This is a genomic window from Weissella sagaensis (genome assembly GCF_010306265.1).
Taxonomy (GTDB): domain Bacteria; phylum Bacillota; class Bacilli; order Lactobacillales; family Lactobacillaceae; genus Weissella; species Weissella sagaensis.
The window spans coordinates 68763-95400 of the sequence record NZ_BLKA01000003.1; the positions used below are offsets into that span (position 1 = coordinate 68763).

24 protein-coding genes are annotated in these 26638 nt (G+C 37.6%); 2 read left to right on the forward strand and 22 right to left on the reverse strand.

From position 1 onward, the window contains the following. Nucleotides 1–134: 134 nt before the first annotated feature. Nucleotides 135–1190 carry a BMP family lipoprotein gene (locus G7Y65_RS04380; protein WP_052348405.1) on the reverse strand — a complete coding sequence of 352 codons (1056 nt, stop codon included), beginning with the start codon at nucleotides 1188–1190 and terminating at the stop codon, nucleotides 135–137. A 154-nt stretch (nucleotides 1191–1344) separates the two neighbouring features. Continuing rightward, the gene (ispE, locus tag G7Y65_RS04385) at nucleotides 1345–2217 is read right to left on the reverse strand and encodes a 4-(cytidine 5'-diphospho)-2-C-methyl-D-erythritol kinase (RefSeq protein WP_042492942.1); all 873 of its coding nucleotides are present in this window, start codon (nucleotides 2215–2217) and stop codon (nucleotides 1345–1347) included. A gap of 140 nt (nucleotides 2218–2357) precedes the next feature. Between ispE and G7Y65_RS04390 the strand changes: the two genes are divergently transcribed. After that, on the forward strand, nucleotides 2358–2741 hold the full coding sequence (locus G7Y65_RS04390) for a YbaN family protein (RefSeq protein WP_042492944.1): 384 nt from the start codon (nucleotides 2358–2360) through the stop codon (nucleotides 2739–2741). Between the two features lie 46 nt (nucleotides 2742–2787). On the opposite strand, the gene G7Y65_RS04395 is transcribed toward G7Y65_RS04390, so the two are convergent. The 19 genes from G7Y65_RS04395 to G7Y65_RS04485 form a co-directional block, all read right to left on the reverse strand. Further along, entirely contained in the window at nucleotides 2788–4047 is a 1260-nt protein-coding gene (locus G7Y65_RS04395; RefSeq protein ID WP_042492945.1) for a M20/M25/M40 family metallo-hydrolase, read from the reverse strand. A gap of 170 nt (nucleotides 4048–4217) precedes the next feature. After that, on the reverse strand, nucleotides 4218–5393 hold the full coding sequence (locus G7Y65_RS04400; protein ID WP_228179643.1) for an MDR family MFS transporter: 1176 nt from the start codon (nucleotides 5391–5393) through the stop codon (nucleotides 4218–4220). 106 nt (nucleotides 5394–5499) lie between these two features. After that, complete coding sequence (dnaB, locus tag G7Y65_RS04405) at nucleotides 5500–6915, reverse strand: replicative DNA helicase (RefSeq protein WP_042492947.1); 1416 nt, start codon at nucleotides 6913–6915, stop codon at nucleotides 5500–5502. A gap of 161 nt (nucleotides 6916–7076) precedes the next feature. Beyond that, nucleotides 7077–7529: a 50S ribosomal protein L9 gene (rplI, locus tag G7Y65_RS04410; RefSeq protein ID WP_042492948.1), complete on the reverse strand. Its 453-nt coding sequence runs from the start codon at nucleotides 7527–7529 to the stop codon at nucleotides 7077–7079. Nucleotides 7530–7547: 18 nt separating this feature from the next. Continuing rightward, on the reverse strand, nucleotides 7548–9554 hold the full coding sequence (locus tag G7Y65_RS04415) for a DHH family phosphoesterase (RefSeq protein WP_141926505.1): 2007 nt from the start codon (nucleotides 9552–9554) through the stop codon (nucleotides 7548–7550). Nucleotides 9555–9807: 253 nt separating this feature from the next. Further along, complete coding sequence (locus tag G7Y65_RS04420; RefSeq protein ID WP_042492951.1) at nucleotides 9808–10761, reverse strand: ABC transporter ATP-binding protein; 954 nt, start codon at nucleotides 10759–10761, stop codon at nucleotides 9808–9810. Next, nucleotides 10761–11864, reverse strand: a complete 1104-nt coding sequence (locus G7Y65_RS04425) for an ABC transporter ATP-binding protein (protein WP_137600473.1) — start codon at nucleotides 11862–11864, stop codon at nucleotides 10761–10763. The genes G7Y65_RS04420 and G7Y65_RS04425 overlap by 1 nt, the downstream gene beginning before the upstream one ends. 17 nt (nucleotides 11865–11881) lie before the next feature. After that, entirely contained in the window at nucleotides 11882–12913 is a 1032-nt protein-coding gene (locus G7Y65_RS04430) for an ABC transporter permease (RefSeq protein ID WP_042492954.1), read from the reverse strand. A 14-nt stretch (nucleotides 12914–12927) separates the two neighbouring features. Further along, nucleotides 12928–13848 carry an ABC transporter permease gene (locus tag G7Y65_RS04435; RefSeq protein WP_042492956.1) on the reverse strand — a complete coding sequence of 307 codons (921 nt, stop codon included), beginning with the start codon at nucleotides 13846–13848 and terminating at the stop codon, nucleotides 12928–12930. Between the two features lie 328 nt (nucleotides 13849–14176). Further along, nucleotides 14177–15793, reverse strand: coding sequence for a peptide ABC transporter substrate-binding protein (locus G7Y65_RS04440; RefSeq protein WP_165314670.1), 1617 nt, complete (start codon nucleotides 15791–15793; stop codon nucleotides 14177–14179). Between the two features lie 322 nt (nucleotides 15794–16115). After that, complete coding sequence (locus G7Y65_RS04445; RefSeq protein WP_042492958.1) at nucleotides 16116–16772, reverse strand: amino acid ABC transporter permease; 657 nt, start codon at nucleotides 16770–16772, stop codon at nucleotides 16116–16118. Continuing rightward, nucleotides 16769–17422, reverse strand: a complete 654-nt coding sequence (locus G7Y65_RS04450) for an amino acid ABC transporter permease (RefSeq protein ID WP_042492960.1) — start codon at nucleotides 17420–17422, stop codon at nucleotides 16769–16771. The genes G7Y65_RS04445 and G7Y65_RS04450 overlap by 4 nt, the downstream gene beginning before the upstream one ends. Next, nucleotides 17419–18267, reverse strand: coding sequence for a transporter substrate-binding domain-containing protein (locus G7Y65_RS04455; RefSeq protein WP_170999647.1), 849 nt, complete (start codon nucleotides 18265–18267; stop codon nucleotides 17419–17421). The genes G7Y65_RS04450 and G7Y65_RS04455 overlap by 4 nt, the downstream gene beginning before the upstream one ends. A gap of 11 nt (nucleotides 18268–18278) precedes the next feature. Then, the gene (locus G7Y65_RS04460) at nucleotides 18279–19013 is read right to left on the reverse strand and encodes an amino acid ABC transporter ATP-binding protein (RefSeq protein ID WP_042492961.1); all 735 of its coding nucleotides are present in this window, start codon (nucleotides 19011–19013) and stop codon (nucleotides 18279–18281) included. Nucleotides 19014–19180: 167 nt separating this feature from the next. Beyond that, nucleotides 19181–19987: a DUF6681 family protein gene (locus tag G7Y65_RS04465; RefSeq protein ID WP_042492962.1), complete on the reverse strand. Its 807-nt coding sequence runs from the start codon at nucleotides 19985–19987 to the stop codon at nucleotides 19181–19183. Further along, nucleotides 19987–20451, reverse strand: a complete 465-nt coding sequence (locus tag G7Y65_RS04470) for a hypothetical protein (RefSeq protein WP_042492963.1) — start codon at nucleotides 20449–20451, stop codon at nucleotides 19987–19989. Before G7Y65_RS04470 ends, G7Y65_RS04465 begins: the two co-directional genes overlap by 1 nt. Before the next feature lie 3 nt (nucleotides 20452–20454). Continuing rightward, on the reverse strand, nucleotides 20455–21030 hold the full coding sequence (locus G7Y65_RS04475; protein WP_042492964.1) for a guanylate kinase: 576 nt from the start codon (nucleotides 21028–21030) through the stop codon (nucleotides 20455–20457). A gap of 370 nt (nucleotides 21031–21400) precedes the next feature. Then, nucleotides 21401–22816, reverse strand: coding sequence for a dipeptidase PepV (gene pepV, locus G7Y65_RS04480; protein WP_042492965.1), 1416 nt, complete (start codon nucleotides 22814–22816; stop codon nucleotides 21401–21403). An 83-nt stretch (nucleotides 22817–22899) separates the two neighbouring features. Beyond that, nucleotides 22900–23748 carry an NAD(P)H-hydrate dehydratase gene (locus G7Y65_RS04485; RefSeq protein WP_081839298.1) on the reverse strand — a complete coding sequence of 283 codons (849 nt, stop codon included), beginning with the start codon at nucleotides 23746–23748 and terminating at the stop codon, nucleotides 22900–22902. Nucleotides 23749–23907: 159 nt separating this feature from the next. Between G7Y65_RS04485 and G7Y65_RS04490 the strand changes: the two genes are divergently transcribed. Beyond that, nucleotides 23908–24963 carry a Gfo/Idh/MocA family oxidoreductase gene (locus tag G7Y65_RS04490; protein ID WP_042492966.1) on the forward strand — a complete coding sequence of 352 codons (1056 nt, stop codon included), beginning with the start codon at nucleotides 23908–23910 and terminating at the stop codon, nucleotides 24961–24963. A 725-nt stretch (nucleotides 24964–25688) separates the two neighbouring features. On the opposite strand, the gene G7Y65_RS04495 is transcribed toward G7Y65_RS04490, so the two are convergent. Beyond that, nucleotides 25689–26618, reverse strand: a complete 930-nt coding sequence (locus G7Y65_RS04495; protein ID WP_042492967.1) for a Ppx/GppA phosphatase family protein — start codon at nucleotides 26616–26618, stop codon at nucleotides 25689–25691. Between the last annotated feature and the right edge of the window lie 20 nt (nucleotides 26619–26638).

Consider the following 26638-nt stretch of genomic DNA (forward strand, 5'->3'; position numbering starts at 1 on the left):
CAATAATATTGTAAAAGCAAATTTGTAAACGCTTAAACCTATTATTAGTATCAAGTTTTTTTGTTTAACCTATTTATCGGAAATTAAAAAAACAAGTATCAGATAAACGATACTTGTTTTTAATTATTATTTATTTATTTTGCCGATACTTTGACGTCACCATTGATGATTTTCTTCTCAGCATCTTGCACAGCTGACCATGCATCCTTTGACATATGACCACGTGTCAAAGCGACACCCTTATCATCTAGTCCGTACACAAGGTGCTTACCACCAGGGAAATTCCCTTTAGCAGTTTTTTCCGTAACATCGGTTACGGCCTTACCAACCTTTTTAACAGAAGATGTTAATGTAAAGTTAGATTTACCGTCCTTTGCTGTATAAGCACCATCAGAATTTTGATCACGGTCAACCCCAATTACCCAAACTTTATCAGCTGCATTTTTAGCTTTGTTTAGATCCTTAGCTTCTGTAAAGACACCGGCTCCAGAACCACCAGCAGCAGTAAAGACTACATCCGTACCACTTTGATACATTGTTGAGGCAATTGTCTTACCCTTACCAGCATCCGTAAAACTACCAACATATTGTGCATCAACCACAATATCCGGATTAACAGACTTAGCACCAGCAGTAAAGCCCTTTTCAAATGATTGCACAACTGCTGACTTCATACCACCAACAAACCCAACTTTGTTGGTCTTAGTTGTCTTAGCAGCTGCAACACCAGCCAAGTATGATGATTGTTCAGACTTAAACGTTACCGAAACAGTATTCTTACGTGCCTTAGCAATATCATCAATAATCATATAGTTAGTATTTGGATTTTTCTTTGATTGTTCATTAATTGTTGAAACCAATTGGAAACCAATACCATAAATATTCTTAAAACCATCAGAACGTGCTTGATCCATATTAGTGGTAAAATCTGCACTTGTCTTTGAAGGATAGTAAGCATACCCACCTTTACCTTCTTTGACACCATTATCTTTTGCCCAAACTTTCATACCTTCCCAAGCTGATTGATTGAATGACTTATCATCAATTCCACCACCATCAGTTATCAAGGCAACTGAGGTCTTATCATCCTTAGTATCACCTGACTTGTTTCCAGACCAAGCGGCATATGCACCCCCTGCAATAATTACAACTGCGGCACCTGCCACCCACATCTTTGCGTTTGAAGCCATTTTTTACTCCTTTTTATTAAAAAACCAATTATATTGTTCGACAATCACGAACTACTCATTAAATATAATGTATAATGTTCCAAAAGTAAAGCTTTTTACTAAAAAAACGACATAAAAAAAACGCTACAGTGTTAAAACACGAACGTTTCGCTAATTATTTACATTTTTCAGAATTAACCAGGCGTACTAAATAAGATTCCGGTACAAAACCGCTCACAGCATTGTAAATGCGTTTAGCCCGTGATGCCTTTTCAGTAACGGCAAATACGGTTGGCCCAGTCCCTGACATTTGTGCTGCTTCAGCACCAAACTCGTACATTTTTTGTTTAAGTTTTAAAATTTCTGGATATTTACCACCAGTTATGGCTTCTAATACATTAAACATTTGTCGATAAGCCGTTTGAAAATCTGCTTGATTGACAGCAGTCATCAAAGCCGCCATATTACCATGTTGCATGGTATTATAGTTAACCATTTTTAATATTTTAGGAGTTGAAACACTAATACCTGGTTTAGCAACAATCACCCACAGTGGTGGCAACGCCTGTGTTAATGGTTCCACTATTTCACCACGTCCCCGAACACGTGCTGGTCTTGAATAAACACAAAAAGGAACATCAGCATCGATTTTCAAACCAATAACAGCTAATTTTTCTTCCGTGTAGTTTAATTGCCAAATACGATTTAGCCCTCGCAGGACGGCTGCAGCATCTGAAGAGCCACCGCCTAATCCAGCAGCTACTGGCACTCGCTTCATGATATGAATTTCAATGCCGTCAGTCTTACCAGCAATTTCTCGCATTAAACGGGCAGCCTGATAAGCTAAATTTTTTTCATTGAGTGGCAGGACACCACTTGTCGACTCAACCACAATTTCTTGATGGTCAGTAGTCGTACGAATGGTTACTGTATCAGCTAGATCGATAGCTACCATTAACATATCCCATTCTTGTTCACCATTAGCATGGAGAAATGGGGTATCAAGGCTAATATTTAACTTAGCGTACGCTTGCTCTAATACTTCCATTGCGGCTTAATCCTTTCATAACATTATGTTAATTATAGCAAGTTGAATTAAATTGTTAAATAACCAGCCTAAAGATTTCAACTTTGCCTAGCATCATTTTATTGATATACTTACATTTATATATTCATTAAGGAGTTGCTATGCGTTTTATTTACATTATTTTAGGTCTAATTACTTTTGGTATCGGTACTGTTTTTATTTGGGTACCTGGTATTCCAACAACTCCTTTTTATCTACTAACTGCTTATTTTTGGAGCCGGTCTTCCAAACGTTTACAGAATTGGTTAGAACACAATAAGTATTACCAACAGTATATCCATGATGGTATTTACAAGCGCCAATTGACTCAGAAAAATCGCCTTGTCATTTATATTGTTACAGCCGCTTTCATGTGTATCCCCTTCTTTATGTCGGGCAAGCTTTGGTTACAAATAACCTTAATTCTAGCATCACTATCACAAATTTTAGCCATGGAAGGCTTTTATCGTGGTTGGTGGTTAACAAAATGGTTTGTAGAAAAATAAAGTCTCCAAAAAACAATTGGCTAGTCTAAGTACTACCAATTGTTTTTTACTTTAAATATCGTTTTGCCACCTCACGATAAATATCAACCATCGCAAAATAAGCCTGTTGTGTCACATATTCATTGGCTTTATGAGCAGTAGTATTACCTGGACCGATAATTGCTAATTGCACACTTGGATTAGCATGAACAAATGCGGCAGCATCAGTGCCTAATGAAACGGCTATTGTTGGTGCAACCATGGGTTCAATTAAATACTGGGGGATGATTGCCTGGACGATTTTAATTAATTGACTATCCCGTGGTGTCACCACAGCCTCATCATAAGCGTTAACGTGTAATGATAAGTTCATTGTCTCATCAGCCTGATTTAAATCAGCAATTAATGCTTGTAATCGTTCAATCAATGTTTGAGCTGGTAATTCTGGAATAGTGCGTGTTAACTCAGTTAACGTCGCCAAATCAGAAACTGAATTTTGTTGCGCACCTCCCTGTATAATATTAGCGCCACGCATCGTTTTAGCTAAGATAGGACTCTCTTCAGGCAAATCATCATAAAGCGCTTGTTCTGCTTGATAGTATTGTACCAAATGATTAATCGCATCCACCCCTAATTTAGGCATTGAACTATGTGCAGCCTTACCAGTTGCCGTGACATCATACGCCAAAAAGCCTTTATGGGCAAAAAAGATAAAATGCTGTTCAGCTGCCGGCGAAGTTTTTGCCGCTTGTTGTAATTTTTTCAAGGTTGCCGGCTCAATGACAGCACCACCACTAGTGAAATACTCTGAAATTTCATTCAAAGCGACACCTGTTGGTTCCCCAATAATAACTGCATCAATATCATCCAAATACCCATCAGCTGCTAATTTGTCAGCACCTAATTCATTCTTTTCTTCATCAGCAGTTGCAATAAAGCGCAATGTTCCATGCAAAGGGACATCGCTTTCGTATAATTCTACAAAAGCGATAACCAAATCAGCTAAGCCACCCTTCATGTCCGTTACACCACGACCGTATAATTTACCATCTTGCACATTTAGCGTAAACGGATCGGTTTCCCAAGTATTCAAGTCACCTTCATGTACCGTATCAATATGGCCGGCAAAGGCTAATACCGGGCCATGGCCCTCACCGATTTCAGCTATTAAATTAGCCCTATTTGGCGTAACATCTACCAATTTACTATCAATACCATGTTGTGCAAAATAGTTTTTTAAATACATTGCAATCTCTTTTTCATGATCAGCGACCGTTTTAATCGCTACTAAATCACTTAATAAAGTTATTTTATCTTGATCTGTCATCATATTCCCCTTGTCGTATTCTAAGATAATCTTAATCTATTCTTTCATAATACGCAAAATAGTGTGCACCCCAAGATGATTTGAAACCCGTTAAACGCTAATTAATTTTTTAAGCATACTAAAAACGTCAATCTAACAAATCATTAGATTGACGTTCAACATTTAATTATTTAATTTTCTTCATAACGTACAGTATGACGATATCCCGTCATGATACTAAACAACAAGCCAACAAATGCAACAAATGTTAAGGCAGCCGCTGCATAAAACAAGGTCCCATAGCCTTGTTGTTGAATGATTAATCCACCTACTAACGGTCCAACAGCACGACCAACTGATGGCGCGGCTGCTGATAATCCTTGATAACGACCTTTTAACGATACTGGCGTTAATTCATTAACTAGCGCTGGAATCATTGGGAAAGCCGTTGCCTCACCAATTGTCGTAATAATCATTGCGACCGCAAAGCCAACAAAATGATGACTAAACGGCAGAATCAAAAATGATAAGCCAAACATGACAATTCCTAAGAAAATCTGAATAAACATCGAACGATGATTGCTTGATAAATTCAAAGCATTCATCCCCAGTTGAATAGCAGCAATTAAAATACCGTTAATCGTCCATAACATTGAGTACTGCCATAATGGTAGTTTTAGAACACTGTTCATATAAACTGACAAATTTCCCTGCCACTGTGCATATGAAATCCATAATACGACTAACCCCAAGACACTGGCGTAAACCAATGCCATATTCCATTTAGGTAATTTAATCTTAGCCATTACTTTACCAGTTGATCGATTGTCTAGTGTGAAGTTGAATTTTGCATGAACAATGACAAATAAAACAAGATATAAAATTAAGGCCAAAATAAACAACCACGTAATACCTAAAGGATAAATCGGTCCCACTAATGCCGTTGAAAAAACCATACCAAAGTTACTTGTAAAGTACAACATATTAAAAACAAAGCGACCATCATGAGAACGTACTTGTGTCCCGTACGAATTTACAGCCGCTGTAATCCAACCACCAAAAAAGCCGACTAGTGTTAAAATAATGGCATAAATTGGCCAACCATGCCAAATAATAAAAGCAATTTGCAAAATAATCATAGCGCTAACACCAAATTGAATTAACACATATGGTTTAAAGCGATCAAATAAACGGCCACTAATTAACGAGCCAATTGCTTGTCCAACAGCGTTGGCCATCATAACCCAGCCAATGGTTACTAACGTTTGATATAATTCATTATACAAATAAACAGATGTTAGCGGCCAAATAAAGCCAAATGCAAAACTATTAATAAAACTTGCTATCAATAGCCAGCGTAATGACATGCCCTTGTTAACCTCCTGCATCATAAACCTCTTTTCTTTTTATCCACATAAAATAGAGCGAGGTCAATGATAGACATCATCAACCCCGACTCTTTGTTATGACCGTTTAATTAAAACTACCTGGTTCTTCATTATGATAATCAATATTTGAAAACTTATTATAAGATTTCACAAATAATAATCGTGCTGTGCCACGTGCACCTGAACGATTCTTTTCCAAGATAACTTCGATTTCACCAATATCTTGCTGCTCTTCATCACGTGGATCATTTTGGTTGTCATCATCTTCATTTGACTTCTCATAATAATCGTCACGATATAAAAACGCCACAATATCCGCATCTTGCTCAATAGATCCAGATTCACGAATATCTGATAACATTGGTCGTTTATCTTGTCGTTGTTCCACACTACGTGATAACTGTGATAAGGCAATAATTGGCACGTTCATCTCCATTGCCATCATTTTAATTGCACGTGAAATAGCTGAAACTTCTTGTTGACGTCCTTCGCTACGTGTTCCTTCAATCAACTGCAAATAATCAATAATGACTAAGCCTAATTGACCCTCACGTTTATACAAGCGACGTAGTTTTGAACGAATATCGGTTACGCGAATACCCGGTGTATCATCAATATAGATATTCGTACGTGCCAATGAATCCGTTGCAACAACTAATGAATCCCATTCTTCAGGTTCTAATTGACCAGTACGCATATGTTGTGAATTAATGTTGCCTTCCGCCGCTAACATACGATTAACAAGTGACGTATCAGGCATTTCTAATGAAAAAATAACCACTGGTAATTTTGGATCAGCTACTGCTACTTTTTGTGCAATATTTAAAACAAAAGCTGTTTTTCCAACTGCAGGTCGTGCAGCAATAATAATCATTTCACCGTCATGAAAACCTGTCGTTAAATTATCTAATGCTGGAAAACCTGATGCTAACCCCGTAACAGTATCCTCAGTACGCGAGTTTTCTTCAATTTCTTCAAATGATTTATTAACAACATCCGCAATGTTTTTAAAATCAGCACTTTTTTCGCCGCTATTGATTAAATCTAATTTCGTCGACAAATCAGCGACAGCATCATCAACAGAATCACTACCTTCATAAGTTTGTGTCAAACTATTTTGCAGGGTATCAATCATATTGCGACGCACTGCACGTTCACGAACAATACGCGCATAATACATTGCATTACCAGCAACCGGCACACTTGATGCTAATTCTGTTAGGTAGGCCATGCCACCCACATTTTCAACTTGATTATCTTTATCTAACTCATCTGTAATCGTTAGAATATCAATTGCTCTTTGTGTCTCATCTAAGGCCAATATAGCCGTATAAATTAAGCGATGAGCTGTACGATAAAAATCATCTGGTGCCAAAACAGTCATTAAATCCGCTAACAAATCCTGTGGATCTGTCGCTAATAAAATCGAACCCAGAACTGCTTGTTCAGCTTCGACATCTTGCGGCACTTGTAATGGCACGCCAGAATTTTGATCAGCCATGTGAACATAACCTCCTCTCCATTATTTATCAACCACAATATTGTTGTGGTTTTGTCCAAACTTCATTGTACCAAATTACCAAAGACAATGGGGAAAAATAAAATAGGTCTAACCCAGGTTAATAAAACCAAAAGTTGACCTATTGTTATAAATTTACTTCATTATAGCTCGTCAGTGTGGATGCGAATAGTTGCTTCAACATCATGATGTAGTTTTACTTTCACATTACGGTAACCCAACGCACGGATGGGTTCCTTCATATCCATTTTGCGTTTGTCAATTTTAATACCAAATTGATCAAGCAAACCAGCAACGACTTGCTTTGATGAAATAGCACCGAATAAACGACCATCTTTACCAGCCTTGGCCTTTAACTCAATAACCGTTTTATCATCTTCCAATTGCTCTTTTAATGCAACAGCAGCTGCTTTTTCTTCAGCAGCTTCACGATCAGCCGCTTTCTTTTGCCCACGTAATGCTGAAACATTTGCGTTTGATGCTGGTTTAGCCTTATTATTTTTAATCAAAAAATTATTGGCATAACCATCAGGTACATTTTTAACTTCACCTTTTTTACCGCGACCTTTAACATCTTCTAAGAAAATAACTTTCATTAATTTATACCTTCTTTTTTATTCATTCTCTTGATCACTATCTTGATTAAGTTCCGTTAACAACAGATCGTAAACATCATCTGTTGTCGTATCCTTAAATTGCGTTGCCGCATTACTTAGATGGCCACCGCCACCCATAGCTTCCATTACTAACTGAACACTAACATTACCAGTCGAACGTGCTGATACAGCTACTGTATTATTATCACGACGACTAATGACATATGCTGATTGCACACCAATCATTTGCAGCAGCGAATCCGCTGCCTGTGCAGCCACTACTGAATCATATTGAATATCATCTTCACCAGTAACAATAGCTGCACTATCATGGATTTCTGCTCGTTCAATTAAGTGAGCACGTTGTCGATAAGAATCAACTGATTCCTTCATAAAATCTTGTAGTAATGAACCATCTGCACCCACTGCACGTAGATAACTCGCTGCATCAAATGTCCGAGTTCCTGAACGTAACGTAAATGATTTGGTATCAATTTGGATACCCGCTAACATGGCAGTAGCTTCCAAACGACGTAAGCCTTGTGCCCGACGTGGCTGATACTCAAATAATTCTGTTACCAATTCCGAAGTTGATGATGCATACGACTCAACGTAGACCAACTGAGCCTCATCGGGGAACTCCTCGCCACGACGATGATGATCAATAATCACGACACTGTCTTTCATTGCCTCATAAACATCTTGTGATTCAGATAACGATGGTTTTGAGTGATCAACAATTACTAATAAGCTTTGGTCCGTCATCTGCGCAATAACATCATCTGGTGCTAATATGGCATTTTCATCAGAAGTATCCGTTGCCATTTGATCTAATAGTAAGCGAATGTCAGAATGCTCTTGACCGGTTTCTTCATACACAACCCATGCTGGTTTCCCCAACATTTCTGCTAAACGTCGCACACCTAATGCCCCACCAAATGAATCCATATCAGGACGTTTATGTCCCATCACAAACACTTGGTCAGCTTGATCAAACAAATCAGCCAACGCTTGTGAAATCACTCGAGCACGAACACGTGTCCGCTTAGCCATTGGATTAGTATTCCCACCATAAAAGCGTGCCGAACCAGTGGAAGATTTAACAACAACTTGATCGCCACCACGACCAAGTGCCAGATCCAAATTAGATTGCGCATTTTCTGCTAGCACATCAATTGCCATTTCATTATAAGCAATACCAATACTTAATGTAATTTGCGTATTCTGCATTGATGTTGATTCACGAATAACCTTTAATAAATTAAATTTATCATTTTCCGCTTTTATCAGTGATTCACGATAACCAACTAATAGGTAACGATCAACAGAAAGGCGTCGCGCATAAATATCATGATCAGTCATCCAGTCAGACAGTGTTTTGGTTACATAAGTTCGTAACGTAGACGCATCTGCATCACTCATTCCTTCCGTAACTTCATCATAATTATCTAAAGAAACAATTCCTAAAAACAATTTATGATTCTCATAATCTGCTGTAACTTGTGCTGATGCTGTCATATCCATTAAATAAATCGCATTTAGTTCTGGCTGAACCTGTACTTGAAAAAAACGATCTAACCAATGACATTCTGTTATGCGTTTTTCGTTATCTGACCATAAGTCAACAACTTCAGTTAACGGCTTTGAAACATCTTTTAAGTTTTGACCAACAATTGTTTGTTCACCAAGTAATTGTTGCAAATAAGGATTAACCCATTCAATATCACCACTATCAGTACACAACATCACGCCTAATGGCATTTGAATAATTGATTCTTGTTCACCACGATTAATACGATAAGACAAATTTTCAATATAATGTGTTGTTTGTTCACTTAGATCTTGCAAAGTTTTAAAAATGACAATCAATGCAATAACGACTAATATTACCCAAATGATTCCTACAACCCAATTAACTAACCATGCTAAAATTGCTCCCACAACGGCAATAAATGACACTAACGCTGCCATACTACCAAGGCGTTGGTTTTTAAAGAATGTCGGTAACGCCGTAAATTTTCTCACCCGTTCCACCTAGCCTATTCTTTTATTTGTATCGTATTATTATAACATAAAGAAACTTTCCAATAAAATGTTGTGCAATTTGCATAAAAAGACATAAGTATACTCATAAGAATCGCTACAACTCGACTTTAATATATTGTTACAATTAAAACGAACCAAAAAAGTTTGCAAAGCTGACAAAATCGTCAACCTTACAAACTTTTTTATTTGTTGCTATTAATTTTTACGTTTTTGCTTACGAGCAGTCAAGCAATTAGTCAATTAAGCCAAACTCACGCGCACGCTCTTGATAGATTGCAATTTCATCTTCAGCTGCCCAAACAAAATGTTGGGGCGCAATTTCAACCATTTGACGATCGCGACCATCTAATTCTGCAGTCGGATCATAGTTAATTGGCACGCGTTGTTCTTCAACAGTTGGATCAGGCACTGGTATTGAACTCAATAATGAACGTGTATAGTCATGTAAAGGATGATTATACACTTCATCGGCAAGACCAATTTCAACCATTTTTCCCCAATGCATAACCCCGATACGATCTGAAATATATTTAACCATCGACAAATCGTGCGCAATAAACAAGTATGTTAGTCCTTGCTTTTTTTGTAGTTCCTTCAGCAAGTTAACAACTTGTGCTTGAATTGAAACATCCAACGCTGAAATTGGTTCGTCAGCAATAATAAACTTAGGTTGAACAGCAAGTGCACGCGCAATACCAATACGTTGTCGTTGTCCACCTGAAAATTCATGCGGATAACGACTAGAATGATCGCGATTCAAACCAACTATCTCTAATAAATCCTCTACTTGCTTTGAACGATCAGCATCATTTTTAGCCAAATGATTAACATCAATTCCTTCTGCAACAATATCTTTAACTTTCATACGTAAATCTAAAGATGCTTGCGGATCTTGGAAAATCATTTGAACTGCCTGACGGAATTTACTTAACTTACCACGCTTTTTAATTTGTGCTAAATCTTCACCTTCAAACAAAATTTGGCCATTAGTTGGTTCATACAATTTCATAATTGCACGCCCAATAGTCGTCTTACCAGAACCAGATTCTCCAACTAAGCCAAATGTTTCTCCCTCATAGATATCAAAGGAAGCATTTTGAACTGCTTTAGTTTCATTAGACTTACCAGCATTAAACGTGATGTCCAATCCTTTTAGTTCAACTAATTTTTTACGTTCATCAGCCATTATTTGCCACCTCCATTACCAAGAACAGCTGAATTTTCAACGGCAACTGCCTTTGACCGATCAGCTTCGGGGTGCTCAGCTTGGAAACGTGTCCATCGTTTTTGAACTTCTACCGGTGGTACAACTTCTGGTGCACGTTCATCTAATAACCAAGTTGCAGCATAGTGCGTTTGTGACAATTTAAAGAATGGTGGCTTAACCTTTTCATCAGCCGCAATTGCATAACGATTACGTGCTGCAAAGGCATCCCCCTTAGGTGGATTCAACAAATCAGGTGGCGTACCTGGAATTGCTTCTAGCGATCCACGTTCAGTTGCGGTTGTTGGCATTGAATTTAACAATCCCCAAGTATACGGATGTTGCGGGAAATTAAAGACCTCATCGACCTTACCAATCTCAATAATTTCACCAGCGTACATCACAGCAACACGGTCAGCCATACCGGCAACCACACCCAAATCGTGCGTAATAAAGATAATTGAAGTATCCAATCGTGATTGGATATCCTTCATTAAATGTAAAATTTGAGCTTGAATCGTTACGTCCAAGGCAGTCGTTGGTTCATCAGCAATTAAAATTTCAGGACTATCAATCAACGCAATTGCAATAACAATACGTTGGCGCATTCCACCAGAGAATTGATGCGGATAATCATTGATATGTGCCTTAGCATTCGGAATACCAACAAGCTTCATCATCTCTAAAGCTTTTTCCCATGCGTGCTTTTTACTCATTTTTTGATGTTTAATCAATGGTTCTGCAATTTGTTGTCCTATTTTCATTGTTGGATCCAAAGACGTCATTGGATCTTGGAAAATCATTGCAATTTCAGAACCACGGATTTTTTGCATCTGCTTTTCTGATTTACCAATAATTTCATCACCTTTAAAGGTAATTGAACCCTTTTCCACTCGGGCGTTTTTCGCCAATAGTCCCATTAATGAACGTGTCGTTACCGACTTACCTGATCCAGACTCACCAACAATTGCCAATGTTTCACCCTTATACAAGTCAAATGAAACATCGCGGATGGCCTGAACACTTCCATTATAGGTATTGAAATTAATTTTAAGGTCATCAACCTCAAGAATTTTTTCTGCCATTTCTTCACTCTCTTCCATTAATCCTTTGTACGTGGATCAAACGCATCACGTAATCCATCACCTAATAAGTTAAACGCAATCATAATAATCCCCAAAATTACAGCTGGAATTGCTAATTGATATGGATAGAATTGCATTGCTTTTTGTCCATCATTTAACAACGTACCCAATGAAGCCATCGGTACTGGAATTCCTAATCCAATAAATGAAAGCAATGCCTCAAAGAAGATTGCTGATGGAATGGTAAACATTAGTTGTACGATAATCGTTGAACTTAGGTTCGGTACTAAATGCCGTAATCCAATTCGCCAAGTTGATGATCCCAAAGTACGAGCTGCTAGAATATAATCCTGTTCCTTAGCTGTTAGCACCTGCGCTCTAACTAGCCGGGCCATGGAAGTCCAAGAAGTTAATGCAATTCCTAATGAAATTGACAACATACCTGGTTTCATAATTAAAATCAAAAGCACAAAGACAACCAAATTTGGAATTGAAGAAACAATTTCAATAATTCGTTGCATCACGATATCAACTTTACCACCACGCCAACCTGACGTAATACCATAGATAACACCAATGACCAAATCCATTAAGGTCGCAATTAAGGCAACTTCTAGTGAAATACGTGTTCCATATAGGACACGTTTGAAAATATCACGACCGAATTGATCAGTTCCAAACCAATAATTTTTCTTATCAGACACACCAGCTGATTCATACTGATCAATTTTAGTACCATCTAATTTGGCTTCACCTGTAAAGCCAGGAATTTCACCCAGCACACCTGGCAGACGCGCTGGCAAATTTTGAATCGTAACATCTTGACGTGAAGTTGCTTTTGAATTAGCCACTGGTGATGACGCAAAAGCCACCACAAAAACAGCAATTAAGATCCAAAGTGAAACGAATGCCCCTTTATTTTTCTTTAAACGACGCCAAGCATCTTTCAAAAAACTGACCGATGGCTTTAAAATCTCTTCACTATCAGTATGACGATCAGCGGGAAGCAATTTAAAATCATCTGCTGTTAAATTTACTTTTTCAGACATGAGCGGCTCCTTCCTTATTTAGCCAATCGGATACGTGGATCAATAATACCGTAAAGGATATCTGTAATTAACAAAATAACCATTAACATCATTGAATAAACAATTGTTGTTCCCATAATAATTTGGTAATCATTAGTCAAAATTGAATCAACGAACTGACTTCCAATACCGGGAATTGAAAAAATATTCTCCACCACAATTGATCCAGTTAGCAAGTTAACTGCCATTGGACCAATCAAAGTGACCAATGGAATCAATGAATTACGGAGTGCATGTTTCCAAATAATTTCATTACTTGAAAGACCCTTAGCACGAGCCAATTCAATATAGTCAGAACCTAGCACATCAACCATTTCAGTACGAATAAAACGTGCTGATGTTGCCAACGGACTCATTCCTAACGCAATTGTTGGTAAAATAGTTGCGGCAAACCCTTTCCAACCAGCAATTGGCAACCAGTCTAATTTCAATCCAATCCAATATTGCAACAAAGCGGCGAATACGAATGATGGGATTGAAATACCCAAAACTGCCACAACAGATAAGAAGGTATCAGTTTTTGTGTTACGTCGAACGGCAGCTGCAGCACCCAATCCTGTTCCAGCTATTAGGCCAAAAATCAATGCTTGAATTCCAAGCTGAGCAGATGGGCCAAGACGTTGTGCCACCAACGTTGAAACTTCTTGGTTAGCAAATTGGAATGAAACACCAAAATCAAAATGCAGTGCATCCCAAAGATAAGTAACGTATTGCACAACTAATGGCTTATCTAGACCATACTGTGATTCAATCATTTTTTGTTGACTGGCAGATAAACGTTCTGCGTTAGCCAACGGTGATCCTGGCATCAGCTTCATTAAAAAGAATGTGGCTGAAATAATCAAGACCAAAGTTAACACAATAATTGCTAACCGTTTAATTATATATTTGAACATGGCTATGCCTTCCCCTATTTTTTACTTCTATTCATAATATGCTAGAAAGTCATTATTGAAATAACCATACTCTCATATCTCATAGTTATTAATTAGATGTTTTTAATTTTACCAGACGTTTACTGTTTATAAAAGAGTTTGTGATAATTTTTCACATAATCATTTAATTTTTATACGTGTTTACCTAATAAAATCAATCATTATACGAACCTTATTAACAATAGCTATGCTAATTTTTTACTTATTTTAGAGAATAAAAAAAGAGAGCAGGACAAATCTGCATTCGTCACTCCCCCTTTTTAATCAGTCATTTAATATAAGGATTAAATTACTTCTTATAAGCCCACTTCCAGTCGAACGGTGCTCCGGTTGTATTTGAAACAACATCCTTTACTGATTTATTCAATAGTGATGGCTTTGCTTGGTAGTATACTGGCGCAATTGCTGCATCTTCTTGTAGCAACCTTTCAGCCTTAGCATAATCTTCATAACGCTTGTTCTCATCATTAACATCAGTTGTCTTAGCATCGCTCATCAACTTATCGTAATCAGCATTCTTCCAGCTACCATTGTTAAATGATGAATCAGATGTATACAAATCTAAGAATGTTGATGGGTCAGCATAGTCACCACCCCAAATTGTGTTAACCATATCAAACTTCTTATCATCTGATAATGAAATACGTTGCTTAAATGGTACCGTCTTGATAGTTACCTTCAAGCCTGGCAACTTCTCCATTTGTGATTGGATAAATTGTGCTGAACGCTTAGCACCATCAGTATCATCTGTTAGGTATTGTAGGCTAACCTTCTTCTTACCAGTTTCCTTCAAGCCTTGCTTCCATAGCTTCTTGGCTTCCTTTAGATCGTAACCACTGGCATCTTTATCAGCTGCTACTGTAGCAAAGTCCTTACCTGAGTTAGGATCCTTAGCTAACTTTGTAGCAGTAAATGAGTAGGCTGGCTTACCACCTCCACCAAGAATCTTAGATGACATTGTGCTACGGTCAATTGACTTTGATAATGCCTTACGGATATTTGTGTTATCCAATGGCTTCTTGTTCTCATTGAATTCAATGAAGGCCGTTGAAGCTTGTGAAATAACAGTGTAGTCTTTCTTGTTCTTTGAGGCCTTATATTGATCAGGTGATAGGGTTGTGTAATCAACCTTCTTTGACTTATACAAGTTATAACCTGTGTTTTGGTCCTTAATAGTTTGGATATTTACCTTTGGTGTCTTAACTGTATTTGCATCCCAGTAGTCCTTGTTCTTTACCAAAGAAATTTTGTTATTTGAACCAGTCCAACCCTTCATGACGAAAGGTCCGTTAGAAATTGTATACTTTGAAGCAGTTCCATATTTCTTACCAACTTTGTCCACAAACTTCTTGTTCTGTGGTTCAAAAGTAGCCATTGTCATAACTGATTCTAATTGTGGCATTGGTCGGTCAAGGGTTACTTCAAGTGTCTTATCATCAATTGCTTTAACCCCTAAGTCAGCTACAGGCTTGTCACCCTTTTGAATTTCATCGGCATTCTTAATACCTGAGAATAGGTATGCATATTGTGATGCAGTCTTAGGATCGTTGGTACGTTGCCAGCCGTATACATAATCATTAGCTGTAACAGGATCCCCATTTGACCACTTTGCATCACGCAAATGATAGGTAAATGTCAAACCATCATCAGACTTATCAACTGATGTGGCACCTGCCAATGCTGGCTTACCAGATTTATCCATACGGTACAAACCTTCACCAATTGATTGTAGATATGTAAAATCAATTGCGGCCGTTGTTTTTGAAGGGTCCATCGTTCCAACGTTAGCGCTTTCTGTCCAGTTAATTGTCTTATACTTTGCGGCACTTGCTGTAACTGGTACAATAGCTGATCCTAAAATCACTGCACCAGACAACAAAGCACTTACCTTTAATGTCTTATTCATAATCGTTCCCCGTTCCTTATAACCACATTTATAATACGTGATAACTTTTTCATAATAGTATAATAAACATTTGTCCTAGTCAACAATTTATTTAAGATTATTTTTAATAAAGTTGCTACTATACCCCAAAAACACTGATATACAAACGAATTAAAACGTTTCATCAAAATATTGTTTCTCATTTTCAGCTCATTTTATGACGTTTGCATTTCTCATTAAACTATTAAAAAAGCGTCAATCTAGCCATATTAGTCTGGTAGATTGACGCTTTTAAACATAACCCAAAAAATAATTGGCATATGCTTTTATATTCAAAATTTTGTTATGCAGCCATACGACGATCCAACATATCTCCAATTTTTGAGATAATGAAATTTAGGATAAAGTAAATAACCGCTAAAGCAAAGAACATTGACACAATTGCATTTGGTTCTTGGGCATAAACAATTTGTGCACGATACGTCACTTCTGGCAACATAATAATCGTTGCCAACGACGTATCTTTAATCAAAGAAACGAACTGTGACACAATTGGTGGAATCATTTTCTTGTAAGCTTGTGGCAAAATAATATGCCATAGCGCTTGCTTGAAATTCAAACCATTTGATAATGCCCCTTCTAATTGTCCCTTTGGCACAGCCATAATACCTGAACGAATAATTTCGGCCAACATCGCTGATTCAAAGATAGTCAATGCAAAGATAGTTGACGTTACCACCCCAAAATGAATACCAACCTTAGGCAAAGCAAAATAAGTAAAGAAGATAATCAACAATAATGGTAAATTACGAATTAAATCAATAATAAAACCAATAATTTGTGAAAAATAGGGAATCTTTACATATCTAATCACACCCAAAACTGATCCAATAATAAAACTCAAAATAACTGAGATAACAGCTACTTGGACCGTAACACCTAATCCAGTTATTAGAAAACGTAAATTAACCCATGAAAAGGCTGAAAAGAATTCACTCATGCTTGGCCTCCTTTCTTCTCAAGACGATTCTCCAAATAACGCATGTAGTAACTCAAAGGCATCGTCAAAATAAGATAGAAAATACCAACAATAATAAATGGTCCAAATGTATCAAAAGTTGACTGTGAAATTTGGTTAGCTTGATACATCAAATCCAACCCTGCAACGAATGCCAAAACAGATGAATTCTTAATTAGATTAATGAATTGATTACCTAGTGGTGGAATCACTAACTTAAAAGCTTGGGGCAAAACAACATAACGCATTCCTTGCCACCATGACAAGCCATTTGACATCGCACCTTCTAATTGACCCTTTGGCACGGCATTAATTCCAGCGCGTACCGTTTCAGCAATAAATGCAGACGTATAAAGGGTCAAACCAAAAGTTCCAGCTGCAAAACCACTAATTTTAATGACATTAGCAATTACAACATAAAAGAACATCGTGATAACCAATAATGGAATATTACGTACAATTTCTATATAAATACGTCCGATAATGTTGGCTAATTTATTGGGAACGACTTCCATAATCGCAAAAGCTGTTCCTAAAATAGTTGAGCCAATCAACGCTAATACCGACGACAGAATCGTCCAGCCAAAGCCGGTTAGAAATTCACCGGCATGTGATTGAAATAATGATATCATTCTCCAGCCAACTCCTTCCAGTCCATACCTTTAACGTCACCAAACCACTTTTTAGCCATCTTTTCATAAGTACCATCTTGTTTAATATCATCAATGGCCTTATCAACAGCTTTTACTAGCTTTGGATTTTGCTTTTGCATCGCAACACCATATGGTTCCTTTGTAAAGGTACCACCACGAACTTCTAATGACTTAGAACCAGCAGCCATACCATACAAAATACCGTTATCAGTGGTCAACGCATCTCCTTGACCAGCTTTTAAGGCCGTCAAAGCGGTTGCATAATCTTGAAGACCAACAACCTTTGCTTTAGGTGCAAATTCCTTAATTTCATCAATTGAAGTCGACCCTTGTACTGCCAAAACACGTGCTTTAGGCGTATTAAGCTCCTTCACATTATGATATTTACTTGATTTCTTTACTAAAATAGATTGTCCCGCATTAAAATAAGGTTGTGAAAAATCAACAACTTTTTGACGATCTGGGGTAACAGACATTGTTGCAATAATCGCGTCAATGTTCCCATTAATTAGCATTGGCACACGTGTTCCTGATGTAATTTGTGTATAAACAACCTTAGCATCTGGATTAACACGTTTCGTAATTTCTTTAGCCATCTCAACATCGAAACCTTCTAGTTTACCCGTTTTGATGTTCATCAACCCCATTAATTTAGTGTCACCTTTAACACCCCAATTCATACGGTCCGTTTTCATGATACGCTTGTATGTGTCATTTTTAACATTATCAGCATGTATCTCATTGGTTGCTGATACACCAGCAACCAATGCAAAGGCTGAAGCCGCTAATATTGACTTCATAACAACTTGAAATCTACTTTTCATGTTGCACCTCCTTAGCGAATAATTTGCGATAGGAATTCTTGTGCACGAGGTTCCTTTGGTTGCGCAAAGAATTCATTGGTTGGTGAATCCTCTAAAATTTGTCCTTTATCCATGAAAATAACACGGTCAGCCACTTGCTTAGCAAATCCCATTTCGTGTGTTACAACCAATGTTGTCATTGATGAATCATTAACAATGTCTTTAATAATTTGCAAAACACCATTAACCATTTCCGGATCCAAAGCTGAAGTTGGTTCATCAAACAACAAAGCCTTTGGTTTCATAGCTAATGAACGCGCAATAGCAATACGTTGTTGCTGACCACCAGACAATGCTGACGGTACTTTATTAGCTTGACTAACCAAACCAACACGATCCAATAATTCCATAGCCATTTTCTTATTTTCGGCTTCATCACGATGTAGTACCAAACGTGGTGCTAACATGATATTTTCCAAAACTGTCTTATTAGCGTACAAATTAAAATGTTGGAAAACCATTCCCACATTTTTACGTGTACGATTCATATCAGTCTTAGGATTGGCTAAGTCTTGACCATTAACAATTAACTGACCACCTTGTACCGGTTCTAGACCATTAATTGTCCGAATTAATGTTGATTTACCTGACCCAGAAGGTCCAATTAAAACAACTGTTTCACCAGCCTCTACCTTTAAGTTAATGTCCGTCAACGCATGGTAATCACCATAGAACTTATTGACATCTTTGAATTCGATCATCGACATAACGGTTCCTCCTTATAGATAATCTTCTCAATGGATTATCTTGGTATATAAAATGGCCCGCCGCGAGTTTAATCGTGACGGGTCGCTAAACTAATAATAATCTTAAATTATCTAAAATGTCAAACATCTTGTTAAGTTTATTAACACGACATGTGAAATTAGTTCATTTAAAATGTTTGTTTTTTGGTATATGCTAATTCAACAGATAAAAAATAAGGCTTTTCAATTGGCGTTAATGAGCTGCGGCCACGTGCCTTACCAGGCCCCCCAGATACCACAACTGAAGCAATATATAAATTGTATGACTTTAAAGCTAAATCTACTGGCTGTAAACCGATGGTTTGGATACGAGCCAAACGTGATGATAGCATTTCATTAACACCACCATAAACTGACAAGCCACCGCGTTCCTCTTCTAAACGAAAGTAAGGTAATGGTGTTCCCGGATGATTAGCAAAAATATGTGGTTGACCTGTGGCCAAAAAAGCCATTTGTTCTTTTTCTGATAAACCACCATAATTATCGGTAAACATACCACTTTCACGTAGTTGATCAACAACTTTACTTAGTTCGGCTTCCATGTCACCATCAGATACAGCAGTTGCTGGTAACACTTGTTGTTTATCATATAAGCCATTGGCTGGGACATAGGGCATCGCAGCAGAACTGTTATCTGACTTATCCGCTTGTGAACCACCTAACATTTTTTCAAGTAACGGTGAAATATCCCATTTAACTGTTTTTTTAGTGTAGTAATAAAGAATATTTAGGATGACACAATACAAAATAAACAAAAAGACGATTAATAAGCCGGCACCTCGTAGATAAGCCCCATTTTGAATATGTCGTATTGCCAAATACAAAATATAAAAGTTACCAACACCGGCAAGAATTGAGTATACTTGCCCCTTCCAACGCGCATTCACATTGAACATACCCAAATAATGATTAAGTAAATCTAAGATCGTTAACATTAATTAGTTACTCCTTCCTGGGGTGCATCATTTGCCGCATTATTCGTGGCATCATTTGTTGCATTATTTGTATCCGGGGTAACATCATTAGCGCCACCAGCATCGCTACTACTTGATGCTTGGTCAGCATTATCCGTTGTCTCTTCACTTGATGACTGTTGTTCGTTTGTTTGGCTACTATCTGCATCACTAGCTGATGATACTGCGCTAGATGAAGAAACATCCGCATCATCTTCAACAGATTGACTACTGGTTGTATCAGAATTTTCTGATTCACTTGATGACTTGCTACTATTCGTTGAGTCAATCTCAGATGTTGATGTATTGGTTGATACTACTGATGATTTAGGTGCCCCGTTTGATGAATGCGTTGAAACGTTAACAATCGCATTTCCAGCACTAACTGCTAAAATAATTGACACTAATGCTACCGGTGTCATAAATGGTGGTGTACGGTATGCCATATGTTATTCCTCCTCTGGTTCAACAATCACAGCCTGTTTGACAATCCTATCAATTGCCATTTTAGTACTTTGCCAATCATCATTTACCACCACATGAGCTGTATCTTGTAATGATGCTGGTAATTGAATATCACGTTGATACTCTTGACTGGTTAAACGTTGACGCATCTCTTCTAGATTATCACCACGTTTAGATAGACGTCCTAAAATTTCATCTGTTTTAGTCACGGTCAAAAAAATAATCACCGCTTCATCTCCTAGTTTATCAGCATAAGTTTTAGCGCCCGCTGTGTCTAGAACAATTGTAATTAAGGGACTTTTTTCCCAAGCTCGCTCTAAGCCTTCATATGATGAACCATACTGAAAATTAGCATATGCCACACTTTCTAAATAATGATTTTTTGCAAAACTTTCAGTTGACTCAAAATAATAATCAATTTGATCAATCTCTCCTTCACGTGGTGGTCGCGTTGTGTGCGTAATCACTTTTGGCATTTCATAAAATTCATTTAAATAATTAGCAACCGTCGTTTTCCCAGTGCCAGTATTGCCCGTCAAAACGAATATTTTTCGATTCATAACTCTTTCTACTCTCTTTAATTAACTATTATTAGTATAATGCGTTATGCTTAAGGTTCCCTAACAATCTGTTTTAATTTTCACTTTTCAGTTTAATTGACCGATTAATTTTTCACAATAAAAGCATGCACAAAATTGTACATGCTTTTATGTGACGACTTATATTTTAAAACATTTTTGCTAATTAAGCACCAATCACGCATTGACATGTAACATAATTGTAACACACTTTTATTGAAAACGAAAAAAAGCATCATGAGATATTGACTTTGACCGGCACCCTTTTAAAAAAGCAAATTACCAATAACATTGGTAATTTGCTTTTGTTAGAATAGGTAGTTTATTGTTACGACATCCTATTTATATATGCTTAGACGTTTGCTAATTCATACATCGCTTGACCAAAAATAGCCATTGCACGTGTTAGATCAGCAACTGGATAAAATTCGTCAGCTTGGTGCATCGTATCAGGAACACCTTCAAACATTGCACCGAAAGCAACACCGCGCTTCAACAAGCGGCCAAATGTTCCACCACCAATTACCTGTTCTGCTGCTGGCAAACCAGTTTGATCACGATAAACTTGCAACAATGTTTGAACTAATGGATCATCCCCAGGCACGTAGTGTGGTACTTGAGCATGACCTTCAGCCTTAGCAGTTGCCTCAAAACCAGCTGGCAAAGATGCTGCAACATGGTCTTCAATTTCTTGTGCCGTTGTATTCTGTGGATAACGGAAATTAGCATTCACAAAACCATCTTCACCATCAACAAAGCGTTGAATACCAACATTCATTGATAAGTCATGCATCAAGTCATCATGGGTCTTGGCACCAATTTTAGCTGCAACTGTATCATCATGTAATTGCGTTCCTAAGAATGTTAAGAATCCTTGTGCATTACCACCAAAGTCTTGTTCTTGGAGGAAGTTAGCCAAGTAAGTCCCAGCATTTTCACCAGTTTCAGGCATGGCACCATGAACTTGCTTACCATAAAAAGTAACGGTTACCTGATTGTCGACAACGTCAGCCTCACCCTTAACGCGTGATTCAGTTGCTAGATAATTGTTCATAGCAGCAACTAATGCATCTGCATCCACAGTTTCAACTACTGCCTTAGCAACACCAGGCACCATGTTTGGACGTTGCCCGGCCGTAAATGATACCAACTTCAACGCACCATCTTGCGTCCCAGCAAAGCGCGTTACAATTGAAACATTTCCTTTTTCACCATTGATGATTGGGAACTCTGCATCAGGTGAGAAGCCCATTGTTGGCTCACCATATTCTGCAAAGAATTCGTCCATTCCAGTCCAATCAGACTCCTCATCAATGCCGACAACTAAGACGAGTTTACGGTTTAGTTTCAAACCTAAATCTTTAATCATCTTCAAAGCATAATAAGCTGTGAAAGTTGGTCCCTTATCATCAGATGAGCCACGAGCATACAAACGACCATCTTCGATAACTGGTGTCCAAGGATCTTTAGTCCAGCCATCCCCTTCAGGCATCACATCCAAGTGTCCAATAATAGCAACTGTTTCTTCAGCATCCTCTGGACCTAATTCAGCATAGGCAACCAAATTTTTGTAGTTACCAACACGGAAACCATCGCGCTTTGCAAACTCTTCAAACTTCAACAAAGCTTCCTTAGGACCTGGCCCCAAAGGTGCATCAGTTGTTGCTGCATCGTCATCACGAACAGATTTGATTGCTAACATTTCTTTTAAATCTGTTAATAAATCATCTTCATATTTTAAGGCTTCAGCATGCCATTGTTTTACCATTTGTAAATCCCTCCAAGAGTCATTCATATTTGTTCTCAATTATACACTTCTTTATATTATTACACACCTTACTTTAGATGCCCTTACAAATTAGATTGAATGCGTGACATATAATTTGATATTGCATCCGCTATAAATGATGGTTTAACAACATAGCTATGCACTGCCATTTCTTGCGCAATAATTGAATGCGCATAGACAGCTGCTTCCGTTGCTTTAAGATGATTTTGTTTAAACTGACCAACAAATCCACCAATAATGCCTGCTAAAACATCACCCATTCCACCAGTTGCTTGATATGCACCACCAATCATCAGTTGATGCAAGACGTTTTCAGCATAAATCAACGTATGATGTTGTTTTAATACTAAGACATCCAAATTTAAAATTTGCCGTTGTACTTCATTTAATTGGTGCTCTGTCTGATAATTTAATTGAATACCACTTAAACGGGCCCATTCCATTTGATGCGGTGTTGCAATTGTAAATGCTGACCTTGGAAAAGTTAAATGATTATCTGCCATCACTGTCAAAGCGGAACCATCAACAACTAAAATGTGCTTATTAGTTACTGCTTTAAACACTAACTTCACAAGATGTAATGCGTGTTGATCAACACCCAAACCTGGCCCAATAACAATAACATCACTCTTTTCAATATTAGTTAGTAATTGGTCATCATCTTGCCAATCTAAAAACATGGCTTCTGGTGTTCTCGTGTGTAAAGCAGTTAAATTAACCCTATCTGTTGCCACTGTGGTCAAACCTGCACCTGCACCAACACTGGCTTGTCCAGCCATTAAGATGGCACCGCCATATTGCATGCTGCCCCCGATTAACAGCACACGACCAAAATCCCCTTTATGGCTATCGTCAGGACGCCTTAAAATAACTTCATGTAAAATATCTGATTTTAATTCATTAATAACCATGGTCACGCTCCGTTTGTCTAGTATATCAATTATACCGCGTCCAGATAGTGGTATAAGATTAACCGATATTTTTTATTTTATATTACTATTCTATCATCTATTGCACAAATACATTAATTAAGTAACAATAATAGTAATTAATATTTTAGGAGAATTTTTATGCTTAATATTGCTTATATTGGATTTGGTAAAAGTACTAATCGTTATCATATTCCTTACGTTAAAGAGCGTTCAGAACATTTCCACATTAGCCGTATTGTTGCACCACATATTGATAAACGACCCAGTGATCGTGCAAAGCTTGAGGCAACTGGGACTGTCTTTTCAACCGATATTCAAGATATCATTGCTGATAACACGCTAGATTTAGTTGTTGTTGTCACACCTGCGCCAACTCATTTTGCTGTTGCTAAACAATTACTAGCTGCTGGTAAAAATGTTTTGATCGATAAACCCGTTGTTGCAACTGTTAAAGAAATTACTGAATTAATTGATTTGGCCAAACAACACAACGCCTTCTTTATGCCATTCCAAAACCGTCGCTTTGATAGTGATTTTATTACTTTACAGCATGTGCTAGCTGCTGGTTATATTGGTCGTCCTATTGAACTTGAACTACATATGGATCACTATCGTCCGAATGATGCTAAACAATCTGGTGGCGTTATGGAAACAACTTGGTTTGATCATGGTGCACACTTAGTCGATCAAATGGTTGCCTTATTTGGTAAACCACAACATGTTGCATATGATTTACGCGTTGCGCGTGATTTATCAGCCAGTTTGTCTGACCAGTTTGAAGTCAACCTATTTTATAAAGATGCTTTTAAAGCAACGATTCAATCTAGTGAAATAACTGCAGTACACTATCCTAAGTGGATTTTACATGGGTCTAAAGGTTCATATATTAAATACAATATCGACCAACAAGAATATGATTTAAAAACCGGTATTATGCCTGGTGATACTGGTTTTGGAATTGATGCACCGCAAGATTATGGTAAAGTCACTTACTATAATCAAAACAACGATCGTATCGAAAAAATCATTCCTACTATTAATGGTGATTATGGGCGTGTCTATGATGCCGTTTATGAAACACTTGTTAATCATCAGGATAAACTGGTTTCCAATGAGCAATTACTCACAACAATTAGTATTCTAGAAGCTGGTGCATCAGCACCTAGTCCTCATATTGTAAATTTTAACGATTAATCAGACACTTTTTCTTGTAACCGCTTTCATTAAATGCTACTATATAGGTGTACCAAAAGGAAAAGGAGGGCGTGATTTGACAGATTATATTAATCTAACCACAAACATCACTTCTTCTACACAGATCCATATGGGCGTGTTACAGTAATGAAACAAGATAATTTTCGTATCAAATTTTAAAGATAAACATTAAGTCATGAATTGACTATCTTGTTATCATTAGCATCAGTTTCTTCAACGAGATATGATAACCCACATTAGGGCGTAAGCATATATCTTGATTTGAAGGCTGCTCCCGACACGATTCGCTTTTTATACGAATAACTTTGGATGCAGTAGTAGTTGCAGCAAGATGTAGTTGGTTTAGGTAATTGCTAGCGACAGTCGTTTAAATCTGCAGATTAAACCTCTAGTAGTTACCATTACAATTGAATATAGGGATACAAATTAAAGTGTACCCCTTGTTAGACGTATCATATCTAACAAAAACAGCCGCGGGTCAACGAACCGGCGGCTTTTTGTATGGAGAGCGTCGCCAATCTGCGAATAACGTTCCGGTATAAGACCTGTTTTGTGCCCTGACTCTGCCAAGAGTCTGGGTCAAAATTGGGCTTATATAAGGAATGTTGCTGATTGGTGCGCGTTTATGAAGAGCGGATATAACTACCGTTTTGTATAACAAATCAAAACAGCGTTTGGAGCAATGCTCCAAACGCTGTTTTCTATTAATTTTCCATACGGTATTCTTGTAGCAATCCCTCGCGTACCCCTGAAGCGGAGAAAATTACTTTATTTGCACCAGTGTGTTTGATTAATTCAATCAAAGGTAGCAAACCACTCACAATAATATCAGCACGATTAGCTTCTAAGTCTAATAGTTCTTCTCGTTCGGCCTTAGTCATCATTGTTAATTTATGATAGGTTTCGACAACTGCGGATGTTGACATTTCATATCCATGAAAATCTGAATCAGCAGGTAACCCATGTTTTACCCGATCTAACCGGGCCAATGAACGATTAGCACCGCCTAATAAAATAATTGGTAGCGTTACCGTATCATCAAGCCAAGGCAACTTAGCATACTGTGTATTAACATATTTAGCTGCCTTTTCAATGGACTCAGGTGATACAACACCTTCAATATTCAATTTAAATTTTTCTGATAAATTAACGGCACCAAATGGTAAGCTCATCATATTTGTTGCCATTCGATCTTCAATACCAACTAATTCAACACTTGCACCACCAGTATCTAACAACCACGCATCAGTAATATCCAACGCTGATGCAGCACCAAGATAATCATAATAGGCTTCTTGATCACCTGTTAGTACTCGAATTTCCACACCAACTGCACGGAAAACTTTATCTAAGAATACAGCTTGATTCTCAGCCTCACGCACAGCTGCTGTTGCAATACCCACAACTGTCACATCGTCAAACATCATATAATCTTGTTGAAACTCTAACAATGCATTAACAACACGTGTCATCGCTGCATCTGTTAATTCACCATCATTTTCGGCCATACCTTCTGCCAAACGTGTGTCCAATTTACGGCGACGCAATTCAATAAAATTCCCATCTGCTTGCAGTTCTTCAACTACCATACGAGTTGAGTTTGAACCCAAGTCAATGACTGCTAAATAACTCATTTAATACTCCTTAAAGGTAC